At 40.5% G+C, this 14,560-nt stretch carries 12 protein-coding genes; 8 read left to right on the top strand and 4 right to left on the bottom strand.

The annotated features are described in order from the left end of the window. Positions 1-10 precede the first annotated feature (10 nt). The 6 genes from HNR53_RS11515 (at position 11) to ytxJ (ending at position 7,004) form a co-directional block, all read left to right on the top strand. Positions 11-805 carry a DUF1444 domain-containing protein gene (locus HNR53_RS11515; protein WP_184526086.1) on the top strand — a complete coding sequence of 265 codons (795 nt, stop codon included), beginning with the start codon at positions 11-13 and terminating at the stop codon, positions 803-805. A gap of 171 nt (positions 806-976) precedes the next feature. After that, on the top strand, positions 977-3,799 hold the full coding sequence (locus HNR53_RS11510; protein WP_246439549.1) for a DNA translocase FtsK: 2,823 nt from the start codon (positions 977-979) through the stop codon (positions 3,797-3,799). 329 nt (positions 3,800-4,128) lie between these two features. After that, on the top strand, positions 4,129-5,436 hold the full coding sequence (gene murC, locus HNR53_RS11505) for a UDP-N-acetylmuramate--L-alanine ligase (protein ID WP_184526082.1): 1,308 nt from the start codon (positions 4,129-4,131) through the stop codon (positions 5,434-5,436). Between the two features lie 239 nt (positions 5,437-5,675). Then, positions 5,676-6,152, top strand: a complete 477-nt coding sequence (locus tag HNR53_RS11500) for a DUF948 domain-containing protein (RefSeq protein WP_184526080.1) — start codon at positions 5,676-5,678, stop codon at positions 6,150-6,152. 21 nt (positions 6,153-6,173) lie between these two features. Next, entirely contained in the window at positions 6,174-6,644 is a 471-nt protein-coding gene (locus HNR53_RS11495) for a YtxH domain-containing protein (RefSeq protein ID WP_184526078.1), read from the top strand. A 30-nt stretch (positions 6,645-6,674) separates the two neighbouring features. Next, the gene (ytxJ, locus tag HNR53_RS11490) at positions 6,675-7,004 is read left to right on the top strand and encodes a bacillithiol system redox-active protein YtxJ (protein WP_184526076.1); all 330 of its coding nucleotides are present in this window, start codon (positions 6,675-6,677) and stop codon (positions 7,002-7,004) included. 54 nt (positions 7,005-7,058) lie between these two features. Here ytxJ and HNR53_RS11485 read toward each other — a convergent pair whose 3' ends face one another. Then, positions 7,059-9,212: a cell division protein FtsA gene (locus tag HNR53_RS11485; protein WP_184526074.1), complete on the bottom strand. Its 2,154-nt coding sequence runs from the start codon at positions 9,210-9,212 to the stop codon at positions 7,059-7,061. Between the two features lie 208 nt (positions 9,213-9,420). On the opposite strand from HNR53_RS11485, the gene HNR53_RS11480 reads away from it, so the two are divergent. Both HNR53_RS11480 and ccpA read left to right on the top strand, forming a co-directional pair. Then, complete coding sequence (locus HNR53_RS11480; protein ID WP_184526072.1) at positions 9,421-10,497, top strand: bifunctional 3-deoxy-7-phosphoheptulonate synthase/chorismate mutase; 1,077 nt, start codon at positions 9,421-9,423, stop codon at positions 10,495-10,497. 293 nt (positions 10,498-10,790) lie between these two features. Then, a complete protein-coding gene (ccpA, locus tag HNR53_RS11475) occupies positions 10,791-11,798 on the top strand; it encodes a catabolite control protein A (protein WP_184526070.1) in 1,008 nt (335 codons plus the stop codon). A 66-nt stretch (positions 11,799-11,864) separates the two neighbouring features. Here the strand turns inward: ccpA and HNR53_RS11470 are convergent, their stop codons facing one another. From HNR53_RS11470 to HNR53_RS11460, 3 genes are read right to left on the bottom strand one after another with little or no spacing between them, the layout of a single operon-like run. Next, a complete protein-coding gene (locus HNR53_RS11470; RefSeq protein ID WP_184526068.1) occupies positions 11,865-13,046 on the bottom strand; it encodes an acetoin utilization protein AcuC in 1,182 nt (393 codons plus the stop codon). Next, complete coding sequence (locus HNR53_RS11465; RefSeq protein ID WP_184526066.1) at positions 13,043-13,693, bottom strand: acetoin utilization AcuB family protein; 651 nt, start codon at positions 13,691-13,693, stop codon at positions 13,043-13,045. The genes HNR53_RS11470 and HNR53_RS11465 overlap by 4 nt, the downstream gene beginning before the upstream one ends. 56 nt (positions 13,694-13,749) lie before the next feature. Then, positions 13,750-14,382 carry a GNAT family N-acetyltransferase gene (locus HNR53_RS11460; protein ID WP_184526064.1) on the bottom strand — a complete coding sequence of 211 codons (633 nt, stop codon included), beginning with the start codon at positions 14,380-14,382 and terminating at the stop codon, positions 13,750-13,752. Positions 14,383-14,560: the final 178 nt, after the last annotated feature.

The following is a 14,560-nucleotide window of genomic DNA, read 5'->3' as shown; positions in this document are numbered from 1 at the left end:
AAAGATGAATATGGATAGTATGAAAATGAGGAACGAGCTGCAGCAAAGGCTTGCTCATCCAAAGCGTAAATTTGAATATGATCGCAAAAAGGATACCCTAAGGATTGAACATACGGAAACAGGAAAAGGGATTACGATTTCATTGCCTGGTATTATCGTCAAATGGCAGGAGCAAAAAGAAAAAGCGATTGATGAAGTAGTATACTTTGTCGAAGAGGGCCTGCAGGCAATGGAAACAGATCATGAATTAATTGGGAAAGAGAAGCATATTTTCCCTGTTATTCGATCGACATCCTTTCCTGTTTCATCTAACGAGGATATTCCTTTTATCTATGATGATCATACTGCGGAAACGAGGATTTATTATGCTCTTGACCTTGGTACAACCTATCGTCTGATTGATGAAAAATTACTTGAGAAGGAACAATGGGATCGAAACCGCATGAAAGAGATGGCTTTGTTTAATGTTCGCTCTCTTTCAACGGAAATGAAGACTGATCGTGTGGCTGGCAACACCTTTTATTTTCTCAATCAAAATGACGGCTATGATGCGAGCCGGATATTAAATGAATCCTTTTTAAAAGAAATGAAGCAGAAAATAAAGGGAACAATGGCGGTCGCTGTGCCGCACCAGGATGTTCTGATTATTGCGGATATTGAAAATAATACAGGCTATGATATTCTTGCCCAATTAACGATGAGCTTCTTTGCTTCAGGTCGTGTTCCGATTACAGCATTATCCTTTTTGTATGAGGACAGAGAATTGGAACCCATTTTTATTTTAGGGAAAAATAAGAAAAAGTAAACCTAGCTCAGGACCTTAATAAAAGGTCCTTTTTATTTTGCCAAATAACGAAAATGGTTAATGCTGAACCAATCTTTATACAATTAATTTTAATCAAGTCTCCTATTTTAGGAAATTACTGCTAAAATAAGAAAGATAGAAGGATAGAAAGAGTGATAAACATTGAATTGGATGAAAAAATTACTGCAATTATTAAAAAATGATGAAGAAAAACAAGCAGATATAGATAACGATAGCTATTATGAAGAGCAGAGTTCAAAAACGATTTCCTCCTCCAGGATGAAAATGGAAAATACAAAAAATATAGAGGCAAAAATAGCCTACCAGTACCCAAAGGGGAAATTTCGTTTTCCGCTTATCCCTGATGAGAAGGCTAAGGAAGAGGAAGTAAAGAGACCGTCCTCGCATCCTATACAGGAATGGCGCCATAGTGAGCCTAAAATAGAGAGCAGCAGGGAAAGAAAGCATCAGCAACAGCAGCATCAGCAGCAGCATCAGCATCAGGCGGCACCTTTTTCCGCTGTGAATCATGTGGAAAGGGAAGAACCTGTACATAAAGAAAAAAAACCAGAAAAGTTCAAGAGGAGCAATCGCCCCTTTAAACCAACAGAAGTTCCGTCGCCCATCTACGGATACAAGAGACCGGAAACACCTGTACACCGGGGCCGGGTAGAATACGAATTATCATCATTTGAATCAGAGAACAGCCAGCTCCACATGCAAGTTGAAGACAGTACGGTCATTAACACAGTTCATGTATCGGAAGTGCCAGTCCGTGCTGCAGCCGTTGAAGAAAGTTCAATGATGCCGGCAAAAGCTGAGGAGAAATTAGAAAATGAATCAGAAACAATAATCGCTATTCAACCGTCCGCAAAATATACTGATGATACCACTGTGATAGAAACAGCAAATGAGATACAAGAACCCTATGTGGAAAATCAACATATAAGGGAAATTGAAAGAACGAAGTATGAACCGTTAGAAAATGATTCATTACCTATCCTGGAAATTCATGAAACGGCAGCTGCAGTAGAACTTGAGCTGGAGCAGGAAGAACCGGCTGCTGTTCGGGAAATAAGCGATATGGTAATAGAAGTAGAACTTGAGCCAGAGCAGAAAGAACAGGCAGTCGTTCAGGAAATAAGCGATATGGTAATAGAAGTAGAACTTGAGCCAGAGCAGAAAGAACAGGCAGTCGTTCGGGAAATAAGCGATACGGTAATAGAAGCGGAACTTGAACCGGAACAGGAAAAGTCAGCATCTGTCGAGAAAATTCATGAAACGGTCCCAGCAGAAGTTGTCCTTGTGAAAGAAGAGTCAGTACCAGCCCAAGAGATTCAAGAAGCGGCAAAAACAGATGTAGAACAAGAGTCTGCGCAGGAAGAACCAGCAGCTGTTCCTGTGGCAGGTACAAAGGAAAAGACAGTGTCACATCTTCCTTTTAATGTGATTATGTTGAAACAAGATAAGCATAGATTAGAGACTAGCAGAAAAACTTCATCTTTTGTGCAAAAGAAGGAAACACCTGAGCATAAGGTTTTGCCGTTAAAAGAACCGGAAAAGCGTGAGTTGTATCAGTTTCCTGCCATTGATTTATTATCACCGCCGCTCGTTGTCGAAGAAAATGGTGCGTGGATTGAAGAACAAAGAGAGCTTCTAAACAATACTTTAAAAAATTTTAATGTTGGGGCACAAGTAGTGAATGTAACACAGGGCCCATCAGTGACACGGTTTGAGGTGCAGCCGGAGCCGGGGGTAAAAGTTAATAAAGTCACAAATTTATCTGATGATATTAAATTAAGCCTGGCAGCACGTGATATCAGAATTGAAGCACCCATACCGGGCAAGCATACAATCGGTATTGAAGTTCCTAATCAAAAAAGCAGACCGGTTCTATTAAGTGAAATTATCAATAGTCCGGAATTTATTGAGCACGGCTCCTCTCTTACAGCAGCATTGGGCTTGGATATTTCAGGGAAACCGATTGTCACAGATTTGCGCAAAATGCCGCATGGATTAATTGCCGGGGCAACCGGTTCAGGAAAAAGTGTGTGTATTAATACGATATTAGTAAGTCTTTTATACAAAGCAAAACCGGAGGAACTAAAGCTTCTGCTCATCGATCCGAAAATGGTTGAATTAGCTCCTTATAATCAGATTCCCCATCTTGTTAGTCCAGTCATTACGGATGTAAAGGCAGCAACAGCTTCACTAAAATGGGCTGTTGATGAGATGGAACGGCGCTATGAGCTGTTTGCTCATACCGGTGTCAGGGATATTCACCGGTTTAATGAACAGGCAGAGGAGTATAAGCGCTATGCGGATAAACTGCCATATATTGTGATTATCATTGACGAGCTGGCCGATTTAATGATGATGTCGCCTGCCGATGTAGAGGAAGCAATCTGCCGTATCGCACAGAAGGCTCGTGCCTGCGGAATTCATTTAATCATTGCCACGCAAAGACCGTCAGTAGACGTCATTACCGGTTTAATTAAGGCCAATATTCCGACTAGAATTGCCTTTTCTGTATCCTCTCAAATTGATTCCCGGACCATTATTGATATGAGCGGGGCTGAGAAATTGCTGGGTCGAGGAGATATGTTATTTTTAGAAAATGGTTCTTCGAAACCTGTGCGATTGCAGGGAACATTCGTCTCGGATCAGGAGATTGACGAAGTGGTGGCACATGCAAGAAAACAGGGAGAGCCCAACTATTTATTCGAGCAAGAGGAATTATTAAAAAAAACACAAATCAGTGATGAAGAAGATGAACTTTTTTATGAGGCATGTGAATTTGTTATTGATCATGGAGGAGCTTCGACCTCATCCTTGCAAAGAAAATTTAAAATTGGCTACAATCGGGCGGCAAGGCTAATTGACATGATGGAGGAGCAAGGATTTATCTCAGAATCCAGAGGCAGTAAACCGCGAGATGTGTTAATTACGGAAGAAGATCTGGAAACGATCCAAGAATCTAGTATAATGAACTAAAGAAAATGAATGATTGGGAAATATAGGAAGTGTAGAGAAGCAATTTTTTGCTGCTGCACTGAATTTGCAGGAATATGGTTATTCCAGTAATAACCATATACCTCGCAAAGTAATAGGAATAGTTAAAAATTTAATTCGCTAAACAAAAAAGTGCCATAGTTTTTACCGGACAAAGGTGCTATAATGTTTTAATGATCCTTAGGGTGCAATAGGTTGACAAATTTGCCTTATTACTACTTTAAAGCAAAAATAAGGTGAATGAGCAATTTTAGATTAATATCATATACTGTTATTACATACAGATAGACAATGGTTGGAGGTTCTTTATTATGACTATTTACCATTTCGTAGGTATCAAGGGGTCCGGGATGAGTGCGCTGGCACAAATTCTTCATGATATGAACTTTCAGGTTCAGGGATCCGATGTGGAAAAACACTTTTTTACGCAAAATGCTCTGGAACAAGCAGGAATAAAGATCCTTCCTTTTCAAAAAGAAAATATACAACCTGGAATGACGATTATTGCTGGAAATGCCTTTCCAGATACTCACGAGGAAATTCAAGAAGCGATGAAGCTAGGGCTTCCGATTATACGATATCACCGTTTTTTAGGCGATTTTATGAAACGTTTCTCAAGCATTGCTGTTTCCGGGGCGCATGGAAAAACATCCACCACAGGACTTTTGTCCCGTGTGATGGGAGGCGCTAAACCGACTGCTTTTCTTATCGGTGACGGGACAGGTAAAGGGAATGAAGATGCCCAGTATTTTGTGTTTGAAGCATGTGAATACCGCCGGCACTTTTTATCCTATTTCCCTGATTACGCAATCATGACCAATATAGATTTTGATCACCCTGATTACTTTGCCAACATTGATGATGTTTTCTCAGCATTTCAAGAAATGGCATGGCAAGTAGGAAAGGGCATTTTTGCATGCGGTGATGATGAACAGTTGCAAAAAATCCAGGCAAAAGTACCAGTGCTTTTTTATGGCTTTGGAGATGAAAATGATTTTCAAGCACGTAATGTCGTAAAAACGACGGAAGGCACTACCTTTGATGTCTTTATCCGCAATACATTTTATGATACCTTTTCAATTCCAAGCTTCGGCGATCATAATGTCTTAAACGCATTAGCTGTCATCGCCATTTGCCAATATGAAGAAATGAATCCGGAAATCGTACGTGCTCAGTTAATGACTTTTGAGGGAGTAAAAAGACGGTTTTCAGAAAAGAAATTAGACTCACAAATTTTAATTGATGACTATGCACACCATCCAACAGAAATTAAGGCAACGATCAGTGCGGCAAGACAAAAATATCCCGACCGTGAAATTGTGGCTGTATTCCAGCCCCACACCTACTCTCGAACACAGGCTTTTTTAGCTGATTTTGCCGAGAGCTTAAATCTTGCCGATAAAACCTATTTATGTGAAATATTCGGTTCAGCGCGTGAAAATCATGGCAAACTATCGATAAAGGATTTACAAGCAAAAATTCCGGATTCTGAAATTATCATGGAAGAGGATACCACCCCGCTTAAAAATCATGAAAACAGTGTCATTCTTTTTATGGGAGCAGGGGACGTACAAAAGTTTCAAACAGCATATGAAAAGATTGCCTGTGAAATAAAATAAAAGGGAATACAGTTATAGAAAGAAGTACTTAATTGCCAGTGACTTTTAAGTACTTCTTTTTTATTTGGAAATGATTCGTTTCTGACAGATCCGTTACAATCATATTGAAGTATGGTAACATTTTCTTATATACCTTGAAAAATTATGGAATGGAACAGCTCCTAATTTAAAGGTATAAAGCTGTTTTGTGTCGAAGATAAAAGGATAAGATAATAATGCACATTGGAGGTGAGTATTATTTGAGTTTAATCTTATATTTGAGTGTTGCAGTCATAGCAGCGGCTTTTTTGATTCTCGTTATCTATTTGTCACGGACATTAAACTCCATGGGGAAAACCCTTGATAGTGTTTCGAAAACATTAGAGAACCTTGAAAAGCAGCTCGATGGTGTAACATCGGAAACAACGATGCTTTTACATACAACAAATGATTTGGCCAGTGATATTCAACAAAAAACAGAAAGTTTAAATAGTGTGGTGGACGCAGTGAAGGGTGTCGGCGATTCAGTTAGAAAATTTAATGCATCCTTACGGTCGATTACGAATGAGGTTGAACTGAAAACGGAAGAAAATAAAGATAAAATTGCCCAAGTTGTACAATGGAGCAATATTATGCTTGAATTAAAGGATAAATGGCAGACAAAAAAGGAAAAGAAGCAAGCTGTGGATTCTCTTGAACAAGGTTATCGACGACAAAAAGCGCGAGCAAGGCATTAAAAAATATAAGGAGGAATCAGAATGGTTGGAAATGAACGCAATAGCTATGAATCTTCACAAAATAAAGGGGATGGAAGCATTAATGCAAAAGACTTCATCATTGGTACTCTTATTGGAGGGATTGTCGGTTCATTGACAGCCTTACTGCTGGCACCGAAATCAGGGAAAGAGCTCCGCGGTGATATCAATAATCAGGCCAATCTGCTAAAGGAAAAGTCAGGGCAGCTCCGTGATTCAGCCGTTGTCAAAGGAAATGAAATCGCCACCACAGTAAAGGATAAAACATCTTCTATTTCCAAAACGGTATCTAAGCAATCAACAGAACTAGTCAGCAAAGTTAAAAATTTGAAAAATAGTGTTAGAGGGATACAGGAGGAGGAGAATCCCGTCGATACTCTTTTTGAACCCGACGTCGAATCCGATATCCAGCAAAGGCTTGAAGAAACAAAAAAGGCGTTCGATGAAACTGAAAGTAAAATTAATCAATCATGATGCAGGGAGAGGCAAAGGAGAATGGGAGCAATGATTCTACTGAATACCGTTGAAGAATTTGAACAAGCAGTTACAAACCATGATTCTTGTTTTTTACTAAAACACAGTTCTACATGTCCCATTAGCCGTGCCGCCTTTCAAGAATATGAAAAGTTTGTTCAGGAACATGATGAAATTCCTGCTTATTATTTAATTGTGCAAGAATCACGCCCCTTGTCAAATTATATTGCAGAAAAATATCAAATCAAACATGAATCTCCGCAGGCGATTCTCTTGAAAGAAAGCGGATCTGTCTGGAATGCCTCGCATTGGAAAATTACAGAATCAACTCTAACCGAATCACTGACATCTAATCAATAAAGCAAAAGGCTGTCCCCTTTAAGTGTAAGTTGCATTTAAAGGGGACAGTCCTTTTTAATTTGGCCACACGATTTTCAGGTCATCCCCAGGTTCTATTTTGCCCATGAAAGTAGTTTGCTGGTCATTCTTTAATAAGGTAAAGCCGCCTGAAGGCTTATCGGGCAGATGAATCTGAACAATTCTTAACAGATCCTGAAACAGAAAAGGTTCCAGCTTTTTCTGCTGATATTGAATTTCGTCCCCCTCAAAAATGAAATCATCCACGCCTAAAAGCTCATTCCCCCGGTAAAATTCCGTTACTTTTTTTGTAACCGTCATTTCTTTTCCGTTAAAGATAACCGGTATGCTTTGGGAAAGAATAACCTGCTTTGTTTCTGCTAATTGTCTTACCGTCAACGGTCTTTTATCTTCAATGATCAGTTCATCTAAATGACTGTAGCCGCTTGCTAATTTAACTTCCAGCCCATTGCGGAATAGTTTTCCTGAAAAAAGCGGGAAAAAGGTGTCTTTGCCGTTTAGTTGAATCTGGAATGGACGTAATTTTACCAACTCCTGCTGCATTCCTAATCCCACGAGTAAATCTTCAATGGTCCTTGGAAAAATACATTCAATCTGATCGCGATCGCAAATGACTTGTTCAGAATCAGCAGGAAGCCCGTTACATATTATGCTGGCCTGAATAGTATGGGAGTGACCGTTAATCTTTACTGTTCTCAGCGGGAAGCCGTCAAGCAGCTCCTTTAGCTCCACGTAAGGCTCTCGTCCGTTTTCTCCTTTAATCACAGTAATATGATCCCCTGTTTCAACTAAGTCATCCAAGCTGCAGGAAAAACCATTTTTTATGAGCGTCGGCTCTCCGCCAAGTCCCCCCGGGATGGTTATCGTCTTCCCGTTTAAGGTGATAATCAAGGCCAATCCTGGTCTGCCGTAGAGCTCGCTCACTTGTATTCCTGAGGTAAGAAGACAATCTCCGACCGTTAATTCCTTTACCTCGAAAAGACGGACTGGCTGTTCGTTAACAAAGACAGTATGGTATTGAATCGGCGCTTTTTTTGCCGCAAGGGCAATACCAATAGGTGTAACCAGCTCCGGGCCTTTCGTGATATGCTCAGCGATCACAACGCTTGTTATGGCATCGATCCCTCTTATCGCCACTCTGTTTTCCGGAAGTTCCAATCTCTTAGCGATCTTCTTTGGTATTTTAGGTGTCAAGCTGCCGCCGCCAACGAGGATAACAGCTTGCGGCGATTTATGATTATTTAAACGAAGAATTTCATTACAGATTGATTTTGCCAGCTTATTAATGGCGGGAGTGATTTGTTGTATCAATTCTTCCGTCGGAACTTCCGTTTCAAAACCGAGGATATCGGTTAGGGTAACGGTTGCGTCAGCTTCCAGCTGCCGCTTTACTTTTTCAGCAAAAGGAAAGTCAAGTAAGTATTCATCACTGATTGATTCCGTTATTTCATCTCCGGCAACCGGTACCATGCCAAAGGCTGTAACAGTGCCAGAGTTTGTAATGGCGATATCAGATGTACCTGCCCCGATGTCGACAAGCGCTACATTTAATCGTCGCATCGATGGAGGAATTAAAACATTGATTGCCGCAATCGGCTCCAGTGTTAAGGCATCCATTTCCAAATCAGCTCGATTCAGCGCGGCAATAAGTGATTCAATCACCACTCTAGGTAAAAAGGTAGCAATAATTTCTACGGTGGCTGTATCGCCCTGTTGGTCGATTAGGCTGCCTATTTCCTCCCCATCAAGACGGTAGTATAGGACCGAGTATCCTACACAATAGTAATAGTGCTGGCTATCGCCCCTTTGATGCTTAGAAGCAACAGAGGCCTGCGCCTGCTGCACGGCACTTAACTCAAGGTGCAGGATATCCTGTTTCTGTATCATGGGTTTGCCGCTGATTTCCACGGTGAATTCTGCTCTTTCTGTTTTCAATGCTCTTCCGGCAGCTGCAACATTCACTTTTTTCAGTGGTCCGTGCTGCTTTTCCATCTCTGTTTTTATTCGGGTAATAATGTTAGAAACTGCTAGGACATCATGGATCTGCCCATCGAGCATCGATCGTTCGGCATGTTCAATTGTTAAAATATCGGTGACTGCATATTTTTCCTCGTCCTGCTCTTCCAAAATGATGCCAACACAAGAGCGGGTACCGATATCCAATGCAAAAAGCTTATTCTCATCATTCAAAAGATACACCTTCTTTACCAGTTAGGGTCCATTGTATACTTTAGTGCTTAAAAGCTTAAAAGCGTTTAATTATTAAAGAAAAAATGCGTGACACTGTCGGATAATTCATATATAATAACCGTAATCATAAAAAATGTATCATATTTAAGAGGCCTGATAAAGAAGATACCTTGACAATTATTTATCGGCATAAAAAGGGGCTGAAAAAATGGGAAATACTGAATTGGATCAATTAAGACAAAAGGTCGAACAACTTAATTTACAATTACTTTCACTTATTAATGATCGGGCACGTGCAGTACAAGAGATCGGGCGTGTGAAAGAATCACAGGGTGTTAACCGTTATGACCCGGTACGTGAGCGTCATATGCTGGATTTAATAAAGGAAAATAATGATGGTCCATTTGACGATACTACTATTTTACACCTTTTCAAACAAATTTTTAAAGCTGGCTTAGATCTGCAAAAAGAAGATCACAAAAAAGAGCTGCTTGTTTCCAGAAAGAAAAAGTCTGAAGATACCGTCGTTAATATTAAAGGCGAATTAATTGGTGCCGGAAAACCGCAATTTGTTTTCGGACCTTGCTCTGTAGAATCCTATGAACAAGTTGCCGCTGTTGCCGCCTCTGTAAAAGCGAAAGGTCTTAAGTTCCTTCGCGGCGGTGCCTATAAACCGAGAACCTCACCTTATGATTTCCAAGGACTTGGAGTAGAAGGATTGAAAATTTTAAAAAGAATTGCCGATGAATTTGATTTAGCCGTTATAAGTGAAATTGTTACTCCGGCTGATATTGAAACGGCACTTGATTACATTGATGTGATTCAAATTGGCGCCCGCAATATGCAAAACTTTGAATTACTGAAAGCAGCAGGAGCAGTTAAAAAACCAGTCCTTTTAAAACGCGGACTTTCTGCAACGATTGAAGAATTCATTAACGCCGCTGAATACATTATGGCTCAAGGCAATGGGCAAATCATTCTATGTGAGCGTGGAATCCGTACTTATGAAAAAGCAACAAGAAATACACTGGATATCTCTGCTGTTCCGATTCTTAAACAAGAAACGCATTTACCGGTTATGGTTGATGTGACCCACTCTACAGGAAGAAAGGATATTCTTCTTCCGTGTGCAAAAGCAGCGCTTGCTGTCGGCGCTGACGGTGTTATGGCAGAAGTGCATCCGGATCCTGCCGTGGCATTATCTGACTCTGCACAGCAAATGGATTTAGATCAATTTGAAGCTTTCTATCGTGAATTAGCGGCTTCATCATTTGTAAAAGCATAAGACTATCTAATCGGCCCTTTCACAGTTTTGTGAGAGGGTTTTAACTTTTCGTTTTTCCACGACAGTTTCTTTCATTTTTTTTCAAAAAAGATAAAGGAATAGTTGACATTGCAGCCAATTATTTCTATCGTATGATTAAGTACCTTTATATAAAAAACTGATCTGCTGCTTGAAAATAAATAATGGAATCAAGTCATTTTGAAAAGAATAGAACTGAAACATATGATTATAATGAATGTTTAGATATTTATACATAACTGTTCTTTTCAAAAATAGTGAAAAGGAGTGTTAACATGAACATCACGATATATGATGTAGCAAGAGAAGCAAATGTATCCATGGCGACTGTATCACGGGTAGTGAATGGAAACCCGAATGTGAAACCTACCACAAGGAAGAAAGTACTAGAAGTAATTGAGCGGCTTGGTTATCGTCCAAATGCGGTGGCTAGAGGGCTGGCAAGTAAAAAGACAACGACTGTCGGGGTGATCATCCCGGATATTTCCAATACGGTATTTGCAGAGCTGGCACGGGGTATTGAAGATATTGCAACGATGTATAAATACAATATCATTTTAAGCAACTCTGATCAAAATAAAGACAAGGAACTGCACTTATTAAACACAATGCTTGGCAAGCAGGTAGACGGACTTGTCTTCATGGGCGGAAATATAACAAAGGAACATGTTGAAGAGTTTCAAAAGTCACCTGTGCCAATTGTATTAGCAGGTTCGATTGAGAAAACAGGTAAAATTCCAGCCGTAAATATTGATTATGAGCAGGCAGCCTATGATGCAGTGAACACATTCATTGTGCATGGTCATAAACAAATTGCGATTGTCATTGGTCCATTAGCAGAACCGATCAACTCAGAGAAATGGATCGCCGGCTATAAACGTGCATTAAGTGAAGCCGGTATTGAGTATAACGAAGATTTAGTGGCTGAAGGTGACTATACTTATGACTCAGGTATAGAAGCTTTCGAGAAACTGCTGGAGGCTGAAAATAAACCGACCGCTATTTTCGTCGGCTCCGATGAAATGGCACTTGGCGTTGTTCATGGTGCCGAGGATAAAGGATATTCAATTCCAACCGACTTTGAAGTGATTACGTCTGACAATACCAAATTAGCTTTAATGGTACGCCCGCAATTAACAACAGTGGTCCAGCCTTTATATGATATTGGTGCAGTGGCAATGCGCCTGTTGACGAAATTGATGAACAAGGAAGAAGTAGAGGAGCAAACCGTCATTCTTCCGCATCGGATCGAAACGAGAAATTCAACAAAAGCTGCTCAGTAAAAGTCATAAGCCTGCATGGTACAAATGATCAATGTGCCGTGCAGGCTTTATCTACTTGTCTTGTTTTCATTGATTTTGCAGCTTACTAGTGTTATTTTTCCTGATTGGGTACAACGCTTTATCAAGAGTTTGTTTATTTTTTTCTGTTATTTCTTCTTTTCTTGGGATAGGGGGATAGATTGATTCCTGATCCATCCATGTTTGCGGCAATGATAGTGGTGCTTTATCCTGCCATTTGTCAATCCAATCCTGCGGAAGTTCGTTGAATGAAGCTTTATTTTCTGTCATTTCCAGCCATATATAGGACCAGGCACGGGGAACGACACGCCAAATATCGTAGCCGCCGCCTCCAACGGCAATCCATTTGCCATCACAGTATTGATGGGCTATTTCATGTGCCACCTTAGGAATCTCTTTATAAATGTTCATCGTTGCCGAAAGGTGTGTTAATGGATCCCAATAGTGTGAATCAGCTCCGTTTTGGGTAAAAATGACATCGGGTTTGAAAAATGCCGCCACTTCTGTTACAGCAGCACGGTAGCACTCCAGCCAGGATTCATCCTCAGTAAAGGCATCGACAGGTATATTAAAGGAAAAGCCATACCCTTCCCCTTGTCCCCGTTCATTAATATTCCCGGTCCCCGGGAATAAATAACGTCCTGTTTCATGGATAGATAAGGTACAAACATGCGGATCATCGTAAAATGCCCACTGCACCCCGTCACCGTGATGGGCATCCGTATCAATATAAAGCACCTTTGTCCCCGGATACTTTTCCTGAATATATTTAATGGCGATCGCGCTATCGTTATAAATGCAGAAGCCGGATGCTTTGCCGCGGAATCCATGATGAAGTCCGCCGCCCAAATTAATGGCATGTTTCGCTTTACCGCTCATCACATAGTCAACAGCAGTCAGGCTGCCGCCAACGAGCAAGGAACTGGCTTCATGCATATTGGCGAAAATGGGTACGTCTTCCGTTGCAAGACCGTAGCTTTCAGCAAGCTCATCCGTCAGTTTACCATGTCCTGCTAATTCAACTGCTTCAACATACTGCGGATCATGGAATAGAAGCAGTTCTTCTTTTGCTGCGGCTCTTGGGGGAACGATATTCCTTTTTTCAATCGCTTGGCTTTTCACTAACAGGTCAAGGGTTAATTGCAACCGGGCTTGGTTAAAGGGATGGTTCGGGCTGAATTTATACTTTAATTGGTCGGGTGAAAAAATAAAAATAGATTCTTCCTTCATTGTTCTATCCCCGGTAAGTTTGGCCAAAGTACATGGTAGCCTGAAGTTTCGAGATCCTCAATTAGCCGGATTGGATTCATCGTTTGCACCCTGATCACAATAATTTTATTCTGATCATCATGTTTATCCGGATAAATAAGAACGCTTAAAATATTTGCTCTTCTTTTGCGGAAGGTGTTCGTAATCTCATTGAGTACCCCCGCACGGTTTGGTGCGATAATCTCCATTTGTGAACCGGGCTGATTGGCTCCTGTTAATTGAATTAATGTGTATAATAAATCCGTTTCCGTAATAATCCCTACAAGCTTCCCGTGATTTTCAATGGGCAGGCAGCTGATATGATGCTCATAGAAAATAGCTCCGATCTCCTCAACGAAATCAAGCGGATGTCCAGTTATCACATCTGTGATCATGATCGTTTTGATTGGTTTATTCAGTAAATCCTTTTGTTCGATTGTATCACTTAATATAGATGGAGTGGCATCACGTATATTTCTGTCAGATACGATCCCGAGTAATTCATACTCATCGTTGACAATTGGTAAATGTCTGAAGTGATGCCGCTGCATGAGCTGATGGGCCGCTAGTATGGTATCCTCCGGTGATAAAGTAATGATATTCTTCTGCATGATTTCTTCAACAATCATGAAAATCTCCCTTTCTTAATTCTTCTCATCTAGCTTTTCCTTAGGGCGCAGCAGATTTAATACATGAAACGATTCATGAATCGAATGCGGTCAAATTTTTGGATTGATTCCGAATTGACCCGGCTGCCGATGCGAACCATGAGACAGTTTGCCGGATGAGAACAAATCTCAGGGTCATCGGTTGCATACCATTGCAAGCCGCCGGCGTTCATCATCTTTTCCATGATTTTTCTGTATTCCCACACATTTAATCCGGTTCCTTTCAGATCCCAATGCCAGTAGTATTCAGTTGTAATGATAATATAGTCTTCCATGGCATCATCCATCATCGAAACAGTCAAAATACATTTTCCAACTCCGAAGCCTCTAAAATGGGGAATGATTTCAATCGCTCCTAATTCAATCATATTTTCAATTTTTCCTTCTGACCACCGCTCAAGCGGGTCAGGGTACAAAAAGGTTGCATAGCCGACAATGGTTTGACCGTCTCTTGCGATAATAATCCTTCCCTCAGGCAATTCAGCTATTTCAAGTAATGCCTGATGCTGCTTCTCGGAAGGGCGGAACGCAATTAAATCTTCATGAAATTTATATTCCGCTAGCTGTTTGGAAGGAATAGGACCTTCAATAATCAGGTCACCGGCAGGAGTTACAAGATCTTTAGAATAATAGGTTTTTATGTGTTCCAAGGATATATTCACCGCCTACATCATTCTCCTTTGCTGGTACGTTGGAAATTTTTGCTGTTTAATGGGTGTTTCTAGTCATATTATACACAATATTGAAACAATAAAGCGTTCTCTTTATTAATAATTTGGGTCAATTAAAATTTTTTTGGAAAGATAATATTTTAAAAATTGAGAAAAT

Origin of the sequence: Bacillus benzoevorans (assembly GCF_014207535.1) — a bacterium.
GTDB classification, from domain to species: domain Bacteria; phylum Bacillota; class Bacilli; order Bacillales; family Cytobacillaceae; genus Bacillus_BD; species Bacillus_BD benzoevorans.
Note: the sequence above shows the minus strand (reverse complement) of the source record. Positions and strands in the feature narration are given on the sequence as shown.